The sequence below is a fragment of the Paraburkholderia sprentiae WSM5005 genome (genome assembly GCF_001865575.2).
Taxonomy (GTDB): domain Bacteria; phylum Pseudomonadota; class Gammaproteobacteria; order Burkholderiales; family Burkholderiaceae; genus Paraburkholderia; species Paraburkholderia sprentiae.
Genome location: NZ_CP017561.2, coordinates 2953701 through 2969294, shown reverse-complemented (window position 1 = coordinate 2969294; position 15594 = coordinate 2953701). Strand labels below are relative to the sequence as shown.

General features: G+C 65.3%; 15 protein-coding genes. 9 read left to right on the top strand and 6 right to left on the bottom strand.

Annotated features, from left to right (window positions below; translation table 11 throughout):
• Positions 1-42: 42 nt before the first annotated feature.
• Together BJG93_RS13460 and BJG93_RS13455 are read right to left on the bottom strand one after the other, a co-directional pair.
• Positions 43-1581 (bottom strand): sensor histidine kinase, encoded by a 1539-nt coding sequence (locus BJG93_RS13460; RefSeq protein ID WP_027198765.1) that lies wholly within the window; start codon positions 1579-1581, stop codon positions 43-45.
• 9 nt (positions 1582-1590) lie between these two features.
• Positions 1591-2376: a response regulator transcription factor gene (locus BJG93_RS13455; RefSeq protein ID WP_027198764.1), complete on the bottom strand. Its 786-nt coding sequence runs from the start codon at positions 2374-2376 to the stop codon at positions 1591-1593.
• A gap of 261 nt (positions 2377-2637) precedes the next feature.
• Here BJG93_RS13455 and recA point away from each other — a divergent pair, with 261 nt between their 5' ends.
• The 8 genes from recA to BJG93_RS13415 all read left to right on the top strand — a co-directional run bounded on the left by recA (position 2638) and on the right by BJG93_RS13415 (position 11105).
• Positions 2638-3714 carry a recombinase RecA gene (recA, locus tag BJG93_RS13450; RefSeq protein WP_027198763.1) on the top strand — a complete coding sequence of 359 codons (1077 nt, stop codon included), beginning with the start codon at positions 2638-2640 and terminating at the stop codon, positions 3712-3714.
• Positions 3715-3721: 7 nt separating this feature from the next.
• Positions 3722-4483 carry a recombination regulator RecX gene (recX, locus tag BJG93_RS13445; RefSeq protein WP_027198762.1) on the top strand — a complete coding sequence of 254 codons (762 nt, stop codon included), beginning with the start codon at positions 3722-3724 and terminating at the stop codon, positions 4481-4483.
• 128 nt (positions 4484-4611) lie between these two features.
• Positions 4612-5286, top strand: coding sequence for a DUF2889 domain-containing protein (locus BJG93_RS13440; protein ID WP_027198761.1), 675 nt, complete (start codon positions 4612-4614; stop codon positions 5284-5286).
• A 55-nt stretch (positions 5287-5341) separates the two neighbouring features.
• Complete coding sequence (sucC, locus tag BJG93_RS13435) at positions 5342-6511, top strand: ADP-forming succinate--CoA ligase subunit beta (RefSeq protein WP_027198760.1); 1170 nt, start codon at positions 5342-5344, stop codon at positions 6509-6511.
• A 128-nt stretch (positions 6512-6639) separates the two neighbouring features.
• Entirely contained in the window at positions 6640-7521 is an 882-nt protein-coding gene (gene sucD, locus BJG93_RS13430) for a succinate--CoA ligase subunit alpha (RefSeq protein ID WP_027198759.1), read from the top strand.
• Positions 7522-7685: 164 nt separating this feature from the next.
• Positions 7686-8390: a TerC family protein gene (locus BJG93_RS13425; protein ID WP_027198758.1), complete on the top strand. Its 705-nt coding sequence runs from the start codon at positions 7686-7688 to the stop codon at positions 8388-8390.
• A 154-nt stretch (positions 8391-8544) separates the two neighbouring features.
• Complete coding sequence (locus BJG93_RS13420; protein ID WP_027198757.1) at positions 8545-9159, top strand: pilin; 615 nt, start codon at positions 8545-8547, stop codon at positions 9157-9159.
• 161 nt (positions 9160-9320) lie between these two features.
• The gene (locus tag BJG93_RS13415; RefSeq protein ID WP_027198756.1) at positions 9321-11105 is read left to right on the top strand and encodes a PglL family O-oligosaccharyltransferase; all 1785 of its coding nucleotides are present in this window, start codon (positions 9321-9323) and stop codon (positions 11103-11105) included.
• Between the two features lie 57 nt (positions 11106-11162).
• On the opposite strand, the gene BJG93_RS13410 is transcribed toward BJG93_RS13415, so the two are convergent.
• On the bottom strand, positions 11163-11513 hold the full coding sequence (locus BJG93_RS13410; protein ID WP_027198755.1) for a nucleotide pyrophosphohydrolase: 351 nt from the start codon (positions 11511-11513) through the stop codon (positions 11163-11165).
• 31 nt (positions 11514-11544) lie between these two features.
• A complete protein-coding gene (gene moaC / locus BJG93_RS13405; protein WP_027198754.1) occupies positions 11545-12024 on the bottom strand; it encodes a cyclic pyranopterin monophosphate synthase MoaC in 480 nt (159 codons plus the stop codon).
• Between the two features lie 186 nt (positions 12025-12210).
• Here moaC and BJG93_RS13400 point away from each other — a divergent pair, with 186 nt between their 5' ends.
• Positions 12211-13944: a M48 family metalloprotease gene (locus BJG93_RS13400; protein ID WP_027198753.1), complete on the top strand. Its 1734-nt coding sequence runs from the start codon at positions 12211-12213 to the stop codon at positions 13942-13944.
• Positions 13945-13968: 24 nt separating this feature from the next.
• Here the strand turns inward: BJG93_RS13400 and BJG93_RS13395 are convergent, their stop codons facing one another.
• Positions 13969-14544 (bottom strand): DUF2946 family protein, encoded by a 576-nt coding sequence (locus tag BJG93_RS13395; RefSeq protein ID WP_027198752.1) that lies wholly within the window; start codon positions 14542-14544, stop codon positions 13969-13971.
• Positions 14537-15589, bottom strand: a complete 1053-nt coding sequence (locus tag BJG93_RS13390) for a hydrolase (RefSeq protein WP_027198751.1) — start codon at positions 15587-15589, stop codon at positions 14537-14539. Before BJG93_RS13390 ends, BJG93_RS13395 begins: the two co-directional genes overlap by 8 nt.
• Positions 15590-15594: the final 5 nt, after the last annotated feature.

The window sequence follows — 15594 nt, the reverse complement described above, 5'->3', positions numbered from 1 at the left end:
ATCTCAAATTCACCCTCTCGGTTCGCAGCCGAACAGCCGGCGTTAGGGTAAGTCCTGCCCCCGTTCGAGCACGTGCAAGCTGACACGCACGAGCGTGCCGGCGAGCCGCGGCGACGCGTGGTAGACGTTGTCGTCGATAGCGAGTTCACCGCCGTGCATCGCCGCGATCTCGCGCACGATCGCCAGACCGAGGCCGCTGCCGTCGCCCTCACGGCCGAGAATCCGGTAGAACCGCTCGACCACGCGCGAACGCTCGCTGGCCGGAATGCCGAGCCCGGTATCCTCGACTTCCAGATGCACGCGCCGCGCGGGGGCGTCGTGTCGCACGCGCACGGTGATGCGGCCGCCCGCCGGCGTGTAGCGGATCGCATTGTCGATCAGGTTCGACAGCATTTCGCGCAGCATGACCGGATTGCCGGCGACTTCGACTGGCTCGTCGGGCGCTTCGTAGCCGATGTCCATCTGCTTCGCGAGCGCGGCCTGCACCCATTCGCGCACCGCACTGCGCGCGAGTTCGCCGAGTTCGACCGGCGTGAAGATCTGTCCCGACCGACGGTTTTCCGCGCGCGCCAGCGCGAGCAACTGCGTGACGAGCCGCGCGGCGTGCTCGGAACTCGTCGCGATCTGTTCGAGCGAGCGATGCACCTCGGCCGACGCGTCCTGCCGCAGCGCGAGCTCGGCCTGCGTGCGCAGCCCGGCGAGCGGCGTTTTCATCTGATGCGCGGCGTCGGCGATGAAGCGCTTCTGCAACTCCATGTTCTGTTCGAGGCGCGTGAGCAGATCGTTGAACGAAGTGACGAGCGGCTCGATTTCCGGCGGCGCGCGGCGCGCCTCGAGCGGCGACAGATCGTCCGGCCGGCGCGCGCGGATATGCGCCTGCAGCGCATGCAGCGGCTCGAGCCCGCGCGACAGCCCGAACCACACGAGCAGGATCGCGAGTGGCAGGATCACGAACTGCGGCAGGATCACGCCCTTGATGATGTCGTTGGCGAGCTGGCTGCGCTTGTCGAGCGTTTCGGCGACTTGCACGAGCACGGCCTGCGCGCCCGGCGTCTGCGGAAACTCGACGGTCGTATAAGCGACGCGGATGTCGTTGCCGCGCAGCACGTCGTCGCGGAATTCGACGAGGCCCGGTGGCGGGCGATCCTCCTCGTGCGGCAGCGGCATGTCGCGCTCGCCGGCCACCAGCTCGCCGCGCGTGCCGAGCACCTGAAAGAACACGCTGTCGACATTGTCGGCGCGCAGGAAATCGCGCGTCGACTCAGGCAGCGACAGCTCCGCGACGCCGTTGACCGGATGGATCTGGCGCGCGAGCACGTAAGCGTCGGTTTCGAGCGCGCGGTCGAACGGCCCGTTCGCGATCGACTTCGCGACCAGATACGTGACCGCGAGGCTCATCGGCCACAGCAGCAGCAGCGGCGCGAGCATCCAGTCGAGAATCTCGCCGAACAGCGAGCGCGGACGCGCTTCGGCGGCGGCTTCGGTTTCGTCGGGCGGGGCGAACGGATTGGCGTAGCGCGCGTCGCGCGCCTCGTCGAGGTCCGCAGCGTGCGCCGTGGCGCGCTCAGCGCGTGCGGACATGGCGGGCCTCTATTTGTAGTGGTGGCTCGCCGGCATCGCGGCGGACGACGGCGCGGCGGGCGGTGGTGCGGTTTGCTCCGTTGGCGGCTCGGAGCCGGCGGCGACGGGCCCGCTCGGATTCGCCGGCGGCGCCGCTTTTTCTAGGCAATAGCCGAGTCCGCGCACGGTGATGATGCGCACGCCGCTCGGTTCGATCTTCTTGCGCAGCCGGTGCACGTAGACTTCGATGGCGTTGTTGCTGACTTCTTCGCCCCATTCGCACAGATGGTCGACGAGCTGCTCTTTCGAGACCAGCCGGCCGATCCGTTGCAGCAGCACTTCGAGCAGACCGAGCTCGCGCGCGGACAGATCGATCACCTGGTCGTTGACATAGGCAATGCGGCCCACCTGATCGAACGACAGCGAGCCATGCCGCACGACGGTCGGGCCGCCGCCTGCGCCGCGCCGTGTCAGCGCGCGCACGCGCGCCTCGAGTTCGTTCAGCGCGAAGGGCTTGGCCATGTAATCGTCGGCGCCGAGGTCGAGGCCTTTGACGCGTTCGTCGACGCTATCGGCGGCGGTCAGGATCAGCACGGGCAGGTTCGAATTGCGCGCGCGCAGGCGGCGCAGCACCTCGAGTCCGGACATGCGCGGCAGGCCCAGATCGAGGATCAATAGATCGAAGGTCTGCATTGACAACGCGGTATCGGCTTCCACGCCGCTTTTCACGTGATCGACCGCATAGGCCGATTGGCGGAGTGATCGAACCAGACCGTCCGCGAGTATGCTGTCATCTTCGGCAATCAGAATTCGCATGATGCGCCAGCCTGGCTTTGCCGGCACCGTTGGGGTTGCCCCGGCGCGCAGCGGTCTCCGAACATTTATTGTGGGTAGTTGGGGCGACGCGACAGTAAAAGATGCGCGTTCGCATCACAATCGCGCTTGCCAAAACTACTGTTTTTTTATACAGTGTCTGCGTTCCGTGTGATGTCCTGAAGACTCCGCTCAATTCAATTTGAGTGGAACCACGGGCGCACACCTGCCTCAGACGCCGTTCATCATAGCAAAGGACGATTCATGGAAGAAAGCAAGAAAGGCTCGGCTGGACTGACTGCTGAAAAGAGCAAGGCACTGGCTGCCGCGCTCGCGCAGATCGAAAAGCAGTTCGGCAAAGGGTCGGTCATGCGGCTCGGCGCAGGTGAGGCAGTCGAAGACATCCAGGTGGTCTCCACCGGATCGCTCGGCCTCGACATCGCACTGGGCGTCGGCGGTTTGCCGCGTGGCCGGGTGGTCGAAATCTATGGTCCGGAATCGTCCGGTAAAACCACGCTGACGCTGCAGGTCGTCGCCGAAATGCAGAAGCTCGGCGGCACCGCGGCGTTCATCGACGCGGAACACGCGCTGGACATTCAATACGCGGGCAAGCTCGGCGTGAACGTCTCCGACCTGCTGGTCTCGCAGCCGGACACCGGCGAACAGGCGCTCGAAATCGCCGACGCGCTGGTGCGCTCGGGCTCGATCGACATGATCGTGATCGACTCGGTCGCGGCGCTGGTACCTAAGGCGGAAATCGAAGGCGAAATGGGCGACTCGCTGCCGGGTCTGCAGGCGCGTCTGATGTCGCAGGCGCTGCGCAAGCTGACCGGCACGATCAAGCGCACGAACTGCCTCGTGATCTTCATCAACCAGATCCGCATGAAGATCGGCGTGATGTTCGGCAACCCGGAAACCACCACGGGCGGTAACGCGCTGAAGTTCTATGCGTCGGTGCGTCTCGACATTCGCCGCATCGGCTCGATCAAGAAGAACGACGAAGTGATCGGCAACGAAACCCGCGTGAAGGTCGTCAAGAACAAGGTGGCGCCGCCGTTCCGTGAAGCGATTTTCGACATCCTGTACGGCGAGGGCATCTCGCGTCAGGGCGAAATCATCGACCTCGGCGTGCAGGCGAAGATCGTCGACAAGGCCGGCGCATGGTACAGCTACAGCGGCGAGCGGATCGGTCAGGGCAAGGACAACGCGCGTGAATTCCTGCGCGAAAATCCGGACATCGCTCGGGAAATCGAAAACCGTATCCGCGAGTCGCTGGGCGTCACCGCGATGGCGAACGCCGTGACCGGCGCGGACGCTGAAGTCGCGGGCGAAGAAGAGTAAGCATCACGTGATACGCAAAGGCCGACCGTTGTCCGACTCCGGACGCTATCCGGACGGCCCGCGCGATGCGGCGGATGGATCGCCTGATTCCGGCGATCCATTCGATCCGTTCGAACCGTTCGACGCACACGACCGCGCTGCGGGCCGCGACGCGCAGCGTACGCGGCCGGCCCCCGCTGCAGCGCCGTCGAGCCCGGATTCCTCCGGGCTCGATTCCTCCATCCGCTCCGAAGTCACCTACACCCGCTCGCGCCGCCAACCCGGCGAAGCGAAGCCGGGCCAGTCCGACGAAGACGACAGCAGAAAAACTCAACGCCCGCTGCGTTCGCTGAAAGCGCGCGCGCTTGGCTATCTGTCGCGCCGCGAATATAGCCGCGCCGAGCTCGCCCACAAGCTGAAGCCCTACGTAGAGGAAACCGATTCGCTCGACACGGTGCTCGACGCGCTACAAGCCGAAAACTGGCTATCCGACTCGCGTTTCGCGGAAAGCCTGATCCATCGGCGCGCATCGCGGCTCGGCACGAGCCGCATTCTGGGCGAACTGAAGCAACACGCGCTCAATCCGGCGCTCGTCGAAGAGGCGAGCGCGCAATTGCGCGAAACCGAACTCGCGCGCGCCCAGGCGGTCTGGCGCAAGAAGTTCGGCCAGTTGCCGCAAACGCCGGCCGAGCGCGCGAAGCAGGCGCGCTTTCTCGCGTCGCGCGGCTTCTCCGGCGCGACGATCGGCAAGATCCTGAAGGGTATCGACGACATCGGGGATGGCGACTAGCACGCCAGCCTCGACGGCCGGGCAATTGCCGCGCCGTAACCTGGCGCCAGGCCGTGCGCAATCGGGGCTGTCCCAAATACCCGTTATGCTAAAATCCGAAGGTTTTCCAATCCGGCCTTTCCTCCCGCATGTCGCTTTCCCCGCCAGTGTCCCGTCAGTTGCGCCACCGTCGCGCAATCAGAGCGGAAGCTTACGAGCGAGCCGATGGCCTGTGGGATGTGGAAGCGTGCCTAACCGACGAAAAGCCGCGCGATGTGGCGCTTGCGTCGGGCATCCGGCCCAATGGTCAGCCGATCCATGAACTCTGGCTTCGCATCACCATCGATCGCAAGCTCAACGTCGTCGACGCCGAGGCGTCGTCCGACTGGGTACCCTATCCAGGGTTGTGCCAGGCCAGCAATCCCGCCTACCGTGCCCTCATCGGGCTCAATCTGTTCCACAACTTCCGTCGCGATGCTGCCCGTTTGCTGGCCGGCACGGCCGGTTGCACGCATCTCACCGAGCTGTGCGCGATCCTGCCGACCGCCGCGATCCAGGCGTTCGCCGGCGACGTGTGGAACACCGATCACGGCACGCCGGGTGCGAACGCGGGTTCGGCAGACGAATCGTCTAGCGGCACAGGCGAGCATTCCAACGACAAACCGCCATTCCAGCTGGGACGCTGCCACGCGCTGCGTTTCGACGGCGAGGCGGTGAAGCAGTTTCATCCGCGCTGGTATGGCCATGCGCCGCGTCCGGCGCAACGCGCGGCGTCGTCGGACGACGCGGCGGCCCGCGAACCAGGCGGCGACGCGTCGGCCTGAACGGCGGCAACGAAAACGAAGTTCAATCCAACTCTCAGACTGAAGGGAATCACGCATGAAGATTCACGAGTACCAGGGTAAGGAAATCCTGCGGAAATTCGGCGTCGCGGTACCGCGCGGCAAGCCGGTCTTCTCGGTGGATGATGCGGTCAAGGCCGCTGAAGAGCTGGGCGGCCCGGTGTGCGTCGTGAAAGCTCAGATCCACGCGGGTGGCCGTGGCAAGGGCGGCGGCGTCAAGGTCGCCAAGTCGCTGGAACAGGTTCGCGAGTACTCGAACCAGATCCTCGGCATGCAGCTCGTCACGCACCAGACCGGTCCGGAAGGCCAGAAGGTCAACCGCCTGCTGATCGAAGAAGGCGCTGACATCAAGAAGGAACTGTATGTCGGTCTCGTGATCGATCGCGTTTCGCAGAAGATCGTCGTGATGGCGTCGAGCGAAGGCGGCATGGACGTCGAGGAAGTCGCGGAAAAGACGCCTGAGCTGATCCACAAGGTTGCCGTCGACCCGTCGACCGGCCTGAAGGACTCGGAAGCCGACGACCTCGCGAAGAAGATCGGCGTGCCCGACGCTTCGATCCCGCAAGCTCGCGCGATTCTGCAGGGCCTGTACAAGGCATTCTGGGAAACCGACGCATCGCTCGCCGAAATCAACCCGCTGATCCTGACCGGCGACGGCAAGGTCATCGCGCTCGACGCGAAGTTCAACTTCGACTCGAACGCGCTGTTCCGTCACCCGGAAATCGTCGCGTACCGTGATCTGGACGAAGAAGATCCGGCTGAAATCGAAGCGTCGAAGTTCGACCTCGCGTACATCTCGCTCGACGGCAACATCGGCTGCCTCGTGAACGGCGCTGGCCTCGCCATGGCAACGATGGACACCATCAAGCTGTTCGGCGGCGAACCGGCGAACTTCCTCGACGTCGGCGGCGGAGCGACGACCGAGAAGGTCACGGAAGCGTTCAAGATCATGCTGAAGAACCCGAACCTGACCGCGATTCTGGTCAACATCTTCGGTGGCATCATGCGCTGCGACGTGATCGCGGAAGGCGTGATCGCGGCATCGAAGGCCGTGTCGCTGAAGGTGCCGCTCGTGGTCCGCATGAAGGGCACGAACGAAGACCTGGGCAAGAAGATGCTCGCTGAATCCGGCCTGCCGATCATCTCGGCGGACAGCATGGAAGAAGCGGCCCAGAAGGTCGTCGCGGCTGCTTCGGGCAAGGCGTAAGCCAAAGCCCACGGCGCATTTACAGCTCATTTGCCAAATTGACGGGTGGCGGCGCGCGAGCGACACAGGCGTGAAGCATCGCGCCGAGTGGCGCTACCGCGCGACGCCAAACGAACAGAGGTCAATATATGTCGATTCTGATTAACAAAGACACCAAGGTCATCACGCAGGGCATCACCGGCAAGACCGGTCAGTTCCATACGCGTGCTTGCCGTGAATACGCAAACGGCCGCGAAGCGTACGTCGCGGGTGTGAACCCGAAGCGCGCCGGCGAAGATTTCGAAGGCATCCCCATCTACGCCAGCGTCGCTGAAGCCAAGGCTGAAACGGGCGCGACCGTGTCGGTGATTTACGTTCCGCCGGCAGGCGCTGCCGCCGCGATCTGGGAAGCCGTCGAAGCCGATCTCGATCTCGCAATCTGCATCACGGAAGGCATCCCCGTGCGCGACATGATCGAGCTCAAGGCCCGTATGCGCGCAGAAAACCGCAAGACGCTGCTGCTCGGGCCGAACTGCCCGGGCACGATCACGCCGGACGAGCTGAAGATCGGCATCATGCCGGGTCACATCCATCGCAAGGGCCGCATCGGCGTCGTGTCGCGTTCGGGCACGCTGACGTATGAAGCAGTCGGCCAGCTAACCGCGATCGGCCTCGGCCAGTCGTCGGCAGTCGGTATCGGCGGCGACCCGATCAACGGTCTGAAGCACATCGACGTGATGCAGATGTTCAACGACGATCCGGATACGGACGCCGTCATCATGATCGGCGAAATCGGCGGTCCGGACGAGGCGAACGCCGCGCACTGGATCAAGGACAACATGAAGAAGCCGGTGGTTGGCTTCATCGCTGGCGTCACGGCGCCTCCGGGTAAGCGCATGGGCCACGCCGGCGCGCTGATCTCGGGCGGCGCGGACACCGCTGAAGCGAAGCTGGAAATCATGGACGCATGCGGCATCAAGGTCACGAAGAACCCGTCGGAAATGGCGCGTCTTCTGAAGGCGATGCTGTAAATCGAATTCGCGTGCCATAGGCGCGCGATTTTTGATACGCTTACGAAATCCTTTCGCGAGCGGGCGGTCCCGAAAAGCGGGGGAGTGCAGACTCCTCCGTTTTTTTTCGTCCGCGCTTGCGCCGGGTTGCTATCCGACCGGGCAATTTTTCTTATTCTTTTTCCATGCTCGAATTCTTCGCCACCCTCCATTGGGGTGCGGTCTTTCAGATCATCGTCATCGACATTCTGCTCGGCGGCGATAACGCAGTCGTGATCGCGCTCGCCTGCCGGGACCTGCCGTCGTCGCAGCGCATGCGCGGCATCGTGTGGGGGACCGCCGGCGCGATCGTGCTGCGCGTCGTGTTGATCGCGTTCGCCGTCGCGCTGCTCGACGTGCCGTTCCTGAAGTTCGCGGGCGGGCTGCTGCTGCTGTGGATCGGCGTGCGCCTGCTCGCGCCGGCGCACGACGGGCATGAGAACGTCAAGCCGGCCGACAAGCTGATATCGGCGGTGAAGACGATCATCGTCGCCGATGCGGTGATGAGTGTCGACAACGTGATCGCGATCGCGGGCGCAGCCGAAGCCGCGGAGCACGAGCATCGGCTGGCGCTGGTGATCTTCGGCCTCGTCGTGAGCATTCCGCTGATCGTGTGGGGCAGCCAGCTGATTCTGAAGCTGCTCGATCGCTTTCCTGGCATTGTGCTGTTCGGCGCGGGTCTGCTTGGCTGGATCGCGGGCGGCCTGATGGTCAACGACCCAGCCGGCGACCGTTGGCCGGTTCTCGACACGCCTGTCGCCGAGTACGGGATGAGTATCGCGGGCGCGCTGTTCGTCGTGGTCGTCGGTTATCTGCTGAAGCGTCGTCACGCGAAACGCGCGGCGGTGTGAGCGGAGCGCTGACGGTGTCGCTGTCTAAACCCTGATGCCGTCCGAACGCAAGCTGGCCATCCGGCTGACTGTGACGCGCGAGCCTCGCTCGCTACGATAAAAACGCCTGTTCCCGATCCACGGGCCAGGCGTTTCTCGTATCAGGAGTCTGCCGATGATCGTTACCCTGCCGTATTCCCCTTACTCTCAATCCGCGCATACGTCGCGCCGCGCACGCTGGCGCGCGAGCTGGTTCGCGCGCATCTGCGGCCGCTTCGGCGTCGGCTTCACGCTGATCGAACTGATGATCGTGCTCGCGATCGTCGGCGTGATCGCGGCCTACGCGATTCCCGCATATCAGGACTATCTGGCGCGCAGCCGGATCGGCGAGGGCTTGTCGCTCGCGGCGTCGGCGCGGCTCGCGGTGGCCGAAAACGCCGCGAGCGGCAACGCGTTCAGCGGCGGTTATGCGTCGCCGCCCGCCACGCGCAACGTCGAGTCCATCAAGATTGACGATGACACCGGACAGATCACGATCACCTACTCGACGCGCGTCGCGCAGGCCGCTGCGAACACGCTGACGCTGGTGCCCTCGGTGCCGGACAACGCGGATGCGCCGAGCGCGCGCGTCGCGTTGAGCAAGGACGCGGTGCAGACCGGCGCGCTGACGTGGGAATGCTTTGCGAGCGGCAAGAGCGCGTCGTCGTTGCCGGCGCCGGGCTCGGGGCCGATGCCGATCGAAGCGCCGACACTGGCGGCGAATCTGGCGCCGCCCGAATGCCGGTCGTAAGCGTCAAACAAGTCGGTGACGAGACAGCGGCCGGCCGCTGATCGGATGAGTCGAAACCACAACGTAAAAGCCTGAACTTCAGCCTATTTCGGCCGGGCCGGCGCACAGTGCAACGAATTTTTTGTATAGTGCGCCGGTTGCTGACGCCCACCGTTGATTCGATGCCCACCCCTTTCGCGCGTTACCTGTCTCTCGTACTGCTGGCACTTGCGTTGATCCTGCCCTACGCGGTTGCCAACCATACGTATCCGATCCCAACCTTCTACGCCGAATTCACCGCGCTCGCGCTGTATCTGCTGACTGGCGCGGCCGTCGTGCTGCTGGTTGCGTCCGCACGGCCGCGCGTGAGCTTCGCGTCGCCCACGGTCGCGCTCGTGCCTTTACTGTTCGGCCTCGTGCTGGTCGTGCAGACGCTGGTGCTGCCGGTCGCGGAGCCGTCGATGAACTGGCTCGGCGCGGGCTTCCTGCTTGCCGCGTGGATGGCTGTGCACGCGGGCTACGGCTTCGCGCGCGTGAAGCTCGACGAGACCGCGTTGCGCTGGGCGGCGGGGGCGTTGATCGTCGGCGGTCTGTTCGCGGTGTTCAGCCAGGTGATCCAGCTGTTTCACCTCGAGACGCGCGTGGCTCCGCTCGTCGTCGCGTATAACGTGACCGTCGAGCGCCGGCCGTTCGGCAACATGGCGCAGGCCAACCACCTCGCGACGTATATCGCGTTCGCGATGGCGGGAGCGCTGTACCTCGTGCAGACGCGCCGCATCGCGGTGCCGATCTGGCTGCTGGTGTCGACAATTTTCTCGGTCGGCCTCGCGTTGACCGTGTCGCGTGGTCCGTGGCTGCAGATGGGTGTGATCGTCGTGGCCGGCTTCTGGATGGCTTTTGCGCAGACGCGCCACCAACCGCAACTGCGCCGCAGCAACCGTGAATGGCTGGTCCCGATCGCGCTTGCGGTGCTGTTCTTCGTGATCAATGCGCTGATCCGCTGGGCCAATGTGCGCTACCACCTCGAACTCGGTCAGTCGGCGGCCGAGCGCTTCCAGGACGCCGGCCAGATCGCGCCGCGCCTCGCGTTGTGGAAATACGGCTGGACCATGTTCAAGCAGCATCCGCTGCTCGGCGTCGGCTGGGGCGAATTTCCGAGCTATCAGTTCCAGCTCGTCAAGCAACTAGGCGGCGTCGAGATTGCCAACAACTCGCACGACATCTTTGTCGACCTGCTCGCGAAAACCGGTCTGATTGGCCTCGGGATCGTGCTGGTGGGTCTCGTCGCATGGCTCGTGCGCGTCGTGCGTGCGCCGCAAAGCTCGGCGCGCGTATTCGGCATCGCGCTGATCGGCGTGCTGACGATGCATGCGCTCGTCGAGTATCCGCAGCAGTACATGTTCTTCCTGTTGCCCGCGATGTTCGTGTTGGGCCTGCTCGAAACTCGGCCGTTGCGTACGGTGTCAGCGAATCTGTCGCTCGGCGCATTCGCGGTCGTGGTGTTTGGCGGACTCGCCGCGCTGTATCCGGTGTATCGCGACTATGCGCGTGCCGAGGTGCTGTACTACGGCGCGCGTCCGGCCGAGCAGTACAGCGCCGATCCGTCGTTCCTGTTCGGCGCGTGGGGCGAATACGGTCTCGCGACGCTGCAGCCGATGAATCCGCTGAACCTGCAACGCAAGCTCGCGATGCACAAGCAGGCGATCGCGTTGTTGCCGGGCGAGACGGTGCTGCGTCGCTATGCGGTGCTGCAGGCGCTGACCGGCGATACCGCGGCGGCGCTCGATACGGTCGAACGCTTGCGGATCTTCGCCGAGGAACTGAAGGACTGGCCGGCGCAGCTCGGCTATCTGTATGAACTCGTCGACGAGCAGAAGTCGCTCGCGGGATTCAAGGAGCAGTTGGTGAAGCGCTACGGCACACCGGCGGCCGACGCGACGCCCGACGACGGCAGCGACGAGAATTGATCGGACCGCGGAGGCTTGGGCATGCTCGCGCCAAGCCAGGCTTCCACGCCTCGAAGTTCAAAGCTCGGAATACTTCGCGGCCGTGCCTTTTGCCTTGTCGACGGGGTAGCGCGCTTCGTTCAACTTCAGTTTTTCCGCTGCTGCGTCGACGAGGTCGAAGCCTGCGGTGTGGGCGACCAGCAGCAGATACATGAACACGTCGGCGCACTCGTGCCTGAGGTTCGTCGATTGCGCGGAATCGCCGAGCAGCGCGTCGATCTGATCGTCGGTTTTCCATTGGATCGTCTCCAGAAGCTCGCCGGCTTCGATGCCGGTGGAGACGATCAGATTGCGCAGCGTGTGAAACTGCCGCCAGTCGCGCGCGTCGCGAAACGCCAGTAGCTGCTCGAGCAGTTGGTCGATGGTCATTTTGCTACCCGGATAGTTGCCGAAGCGCGCTTCAAGCTTGCGCGACCCAATCCCCCGACTTCCCGCCATGCTTTTCTAGCACCTTCACATCGGTGATGGTCATCCCGCGATCCACCGCCTTGCACATGTCGTACACGGTCAGCAGCCCGACCTGCACGGCGGTAAGCGCCTCCATTTCGACGCCCGTGCGTCCGAACGTCTCGACCTGAACCGTGCAATGCACGCCCGGCATCTGCTCGTCGAGCTCGAAATCGGCCTTCACGCGCGTCAGCGCGAGCGGATGGCATAGCGGAATCAGATCGGCGGTGCGCTTCGAGGCCTGGATCGCTGCGATCCGCGCGACGCCGATCACGTCGCCCTTTTTGGCGTTGCCATCGCGGATCAGCGCGAAAGTGTCGGGTAGCATGCGGATCGAGCCACGCGCGATCGCGATGCGCCTGGTCTCCTGCTTGCCGCCGACGTCCACCATATGCGCGTCACCGGCCGCATCGAAATGAGTGAGGTCAGGCATGGTTGACTCCTTCAGAGGGCGCCTATCATAGCAGCGCGGCGCGGCCCCGAATCGTCGCGGCGGCTGATAAAACGTGCGCTGTGTCGTGCTCTGCGTTTTGCGTTGTAATGTTCTGCGACGCCCTTGCCCGTCATCTTAGTCCGGGCCGCGGGCGGCGTTTGTCGACTTCGTCAAACCGGCTTCGCGATGTCTCCAAAACGATTCCTCGCTGCAGTGCTTTGCGTCGCGCTCGCGATACCGCCGGGCGCATTCGCGCAGTCGACCGGCGGTGCGGCGATCGCACCGGGAACGACATCGTCCGAGGCACCGCTCGTCGGCGGCCCGAGCGACGCGCATGCCGATCCGATTCTGCCGCCCGACATCGCGCGCGGCGTGTTCGGCACCTACGGCGGCGCCCAAGGCCGCTTTTCCAATGGCGGCGGTAACGGCGGCCATGGCGGCAAAGCCGGCAGCAACGACTGGCGCGCGCCGATCGTCGCACAGCAATTGCCCGATCTCGGCAGCGGCGGCGCCGGCTCGCTGACCCCGCAGGCCGAACGCAAGCTCGGCGAGCGCGTGATGCGCGAGATACGCCGCGACCCCGACTATCTCGACGACTGGCTCGTGCGCGACTACCTGAACTCGGTCGCGGCCAAGCTCGCGACGGCGGCCAGCGCGCTCTACATCGGCGGCTATCGCCCGGACTTCGAGCTGTTCGCGGTGCGCGACGCGCAGATCAACGCGTTTTCGCTGCCGGGCGGTTTCATCGGCGTGAACACGGGGCTGATCGTGGCGACGCAGACCGAATCGGAGCTAGCGTCGGTGCTGGGTCACGAGATGGGGCATGTGCTGCAGCGGCACATCTCGCGGATGATTTCGAACGGCGAGCGCAGCGGCTACGCGGCGCTCGTCGGCGTGCTGTTCGGCGTGCTGGCGGGCGTACTCGCGCATAGCGGCGACCTCGGCAGCGCGATCGCGCTCGGCAGCGAGGCGTATGCGGTCGACAGCCAGCTGCGCTTCTCGCGATCGGCCGAGCAGGAAGCGGACCGCGTCGGCTTTCTGCTGCTTGCCGGCGCCGGCTACGACGCCTATGCGATGCCGACGTTCTTTCACCGGCTCGACCGCGCGTCGATGAACGAGAACGGCATTCCGGCCTATGCGCGCACGCATCCGCTGACCGGCGAGCGGATCGCCGACATGGAGGACCGCGCGCGCCGCGCGCCGTACCGGCAACCGCATCAGGACGCCGAGTACGGCTTCGTGCGGGCGCGCTCGCGTCTGTTGCAGGACCATTCGCGCAACGAATATGCGGACGAGATTGCGCGGCTGCGCGCGGAAATCGACGAGCGCACCGCGCTGAACGTCGCGGCGAACTGGTACGGCATCGCGTACGGGCAGATGCTGCTCGAGCGCTACGACGACGCGGCGGCCTCGCTCACGAACGCGCGCGCGACGTTCGTCTCGGACGCGCGCGCGCAAGGCGAGCCCGAGCGCACGTCGCCGAGCCTCGACGTGCTCGCGGCCGACATCGCGCGGTGCGCCGGTCGCGCCGACGAAGCCGCGCGTCTCGCCGAGTTCGCGCAGAAGCGCTGGGCGCAATCGAACGCCGCGATCGACATGCACATCCGCACGCTGCTGACGCTGCACCGTTTCACCGACGCGCAGGCGCTAGCGAGGCAGGCAACCCGGGCGCATCCCGATCAACCCGCGTGGTGGCTGTATCTCGCGCAGGCGAGCGCGGGCAGTGGCGACGCGTTGACACAGCATCGCGCGATGGCGGAGAAGTTCGCGCTGGAGGGGGCGTGGCCATCGGCGATCCGGCAGTTGAAAGACGCGCGCGACCTGAAGACGATCGGCTATTACGACCTCGCGACCGTCGACGCGCGCCTGCACGAGATGGAGAACCGCTACAAGGAGGAGCGGCTCGACGAGAAGGGATAGGACGTGAGCGCGCCGGTGTCGGCGTCAGACCTGCGCCGCCGGGCTCGCGACGAAGCCAAAGCGCGCGGCCACCTGATCGCGTCGGACATTTTGCAGCGGCAGTGTGACTTGAGCGCTCCAGCGGAACGCGCCGCTCAATGAGCCATCGTCGGCGAGCGTCGCGTGATCGGAGAAGATTCCGAGGTCATGATCGTGCAGCACCGCGATGCGCGCCGGCTGTGAGCGATCGGCGAACAGAATGCCGCCGTCTTCATCGACGAACACCGCCGCCGGTTCGAAAGCGCCGCCGCCTTGATCGTGCAGCGCGAGCGTTCCATCCGCGTGCGCGGACAACCTGACCACCCACGGCGTATAAGCCAGCTCGACATATACGCGCTGCGGCCCATTCTGGAAAAACCACTGCCCGCGCTCATCGACCTCGTAGTTCCGGTTGATGAAGCCAAGCAACGCCTCGTGCCGGATCGGAACGCCAGGCGCGCCGCTCGCCTGGGCCGCTTCGTCGCGCATGCGCCAGTTGCCGCGCCGGTCGAGCATCAGCCAGCCGGTGCAACTCGGCACGTTCGGCCATTTGGCGAGCGCCTGTCTAACGATGTCATCCATGATCGACGTGCCGCTCCAGATAGCCGAGCACGCGCCGCGACAGCCAGTCGATGCGGCCCGGGAACGGCCCGGTCATGAAACCCGCGTGGCCACCGTGCTCAGGCTGATCGAGCTCGACCGCCGCCGACACCTCGTGCCGCGACGGCAGCGCTGCGGCCGGCAGGAACGGATCGTTGCGCGCGTTGAGCACGAGTGTCGGCACCTGAATGTGCGGCAGCAGCGGCCGGGTCGTCGCGGTGCTCCAGTAGTCGTCGGTATTGCGAAAACCGTGCAGCGGCGCGGTCACGACGTTGTCGAACTCGTACATCGTGCGGCTCGCGAGCATCGCGTCTTGGTCGAACAGGCCGGGGAACTGCTCGAGCTTCTGGTTGGCCTTCTGCTTCAGCGTCTTCAGGAAGCTGCGTGTGTAGACGAGGCCGAAGCCCTGCGACAGCGCGCGTCCGCCCGCATGGACGTCGATCGGTGTCGAAATCGCGGCGGCGGCCGCTACCACCCGCGCCGCATCGTCTTGCCGCTCGCCGAGCCAGCGCAGCAGCACATTGCCGCCGAGCGACACGCCCGCCGCGACCACTGGCCCGCGATGCGCGGCGCGCAGGCGACGCAGGATCCAATCGACCTCGTCGCTGTCGGCGAGATGATAGAAGCGCGGCAGTCGGTTCAACGGACCGCTGCAGCTGCGAAAGTGCGGCACCACGCCGTGCCAGCCGTATTCGCGCGCGGCCGCCATCAGCGCGACCGCGTAATGCGACGACGAACTGCCTTCGAGGCCGTGAAACAGCACGAAGAGCGGCGCGGCGTCGGTGGGCGGACTATCGTGTGCGACCCAGTCGAGCTCGATGAAATCGCCGTCGGGCGTGTCCCAGCGCTCGCGTCGAAACGATACCGCGGGGCGGCGCGCGAACAGCGACGGGACGATGGTCTGCGCATGCCGGTTCGGCAGCCACAGCGGCGCGCGGTAGAGCAGCTCGACGGTTGCCTCGACGGCGGCCGCCGCGCGGGTGGGCGCTGTACCGGGGGAAGCGGGTTTATCGGGCGTCGAGCTCATACCGG

What these genes read in the sequence shown, in the direction of transcription:
- BJG93_RS13425 (WP_027198758.1), top strand. Translation starts at nt 7,686, where the DNA reads ATGCTCGAATTCTTCGCCACCCTCCATTGGGGTGCGGTCTTTCAGATC.
- BJG93_RS13415 (WP_027198756.1), top strand. Translation starts at nt 9,321, where the DNA reads ATGCCCACCCCTTTCGCGCGTTACCTGTCTCTCGTACTGCTGGCACTT.
- BJG93_RS13400 (WP_027198753.1), top strand. Translation starts at nt 12,211, where the DNA reads ATGTCTCCAAAACGATTCCTCGCTGCAGTGCTTTGCGTCGCGCTCGCG.
- BJG93_RS13460 (WP_027198765.1), bottom strand. Translation starts at nt 1,581, where the DNA reads ATGTCCGCACGCGCTGAGCGCGCCACGGCGCACGCTGCGGACCTCGAC.
- BJG93_RS13420 (WP_027198757.1), top strand. Translation starts at nt 8,545, where the DNA reads ATGATCGTTACCCTGCCGTATTCCCCTTACTCTCAATCCGCGCATACG.
- BJG93_RS13410 (WP_027198755.1), bottom strand. Translation starts at nt 11,513, where the DNA reads ATGACCATCGACCAACTGCTCGAGCAGCTACTGGCGTTTCGCGACGCG.
- BJG93_RS13455 (WP_027198764.1), bottom strand. Translation starts at nt 2,376, where the DNA reads ATGCGAATTCTGATTGCCGAAGATGACAGCATACTCGCGGACGGTCTG.
- recA (WP_027198763.1), top strand. Translation starts at nt 2,638, where the DNA reads ATGGAAGAAAGCAAGAAAGGCTCGGCTGGACTGACTGCTGAAAAGAGC.
- BJG93_RS13395 (WP_027198752.1), bottom strand. Translation starts at nt 14,544, where the DNA reads ATGGATGACATCGTTAGACAGGCGCTCGCCAAATGGCCGAACGTGCCG.
- BJG93_RS13440 (WP_027198761.1), top strand. Translation starts at nt 4,612, where the DNA reads ATGTCGCTTTCCCCGCCAGTGTCCCGTCAGTTGCGCCACCGTCGCGCA.
- sucD (WP_027198759.1), top strand. Translation starts at nt 6,640, where the DNA reads ATGTCGATTCTGATTAACAAAGACACCAAGGTCATCACGCAGGGCATC.
- BJG93_RS13390 (WP_027198751.1), bottom strand. Translation starts at nt 15,589, where the DNA reads ATGAGCTCGACGCCCGATAAACCCGCTTCCCCCGGTACAGCGCCCACC.
- sucC (WP_027198760.1), top strand. Translation starts at nt 5,342, where the DNA reads ATGAAGATTCACGAGTACCAGGGTAAGGAAATCCTGCGGAAATTCGGC.
- moaC (WP_027198754.1), bottom strand. Translation starts at nt 12,024, where the DNA reads ATGCCTGACCTCACTCATTTCGATGCGGCCGGTGACGCGCATATGGTG.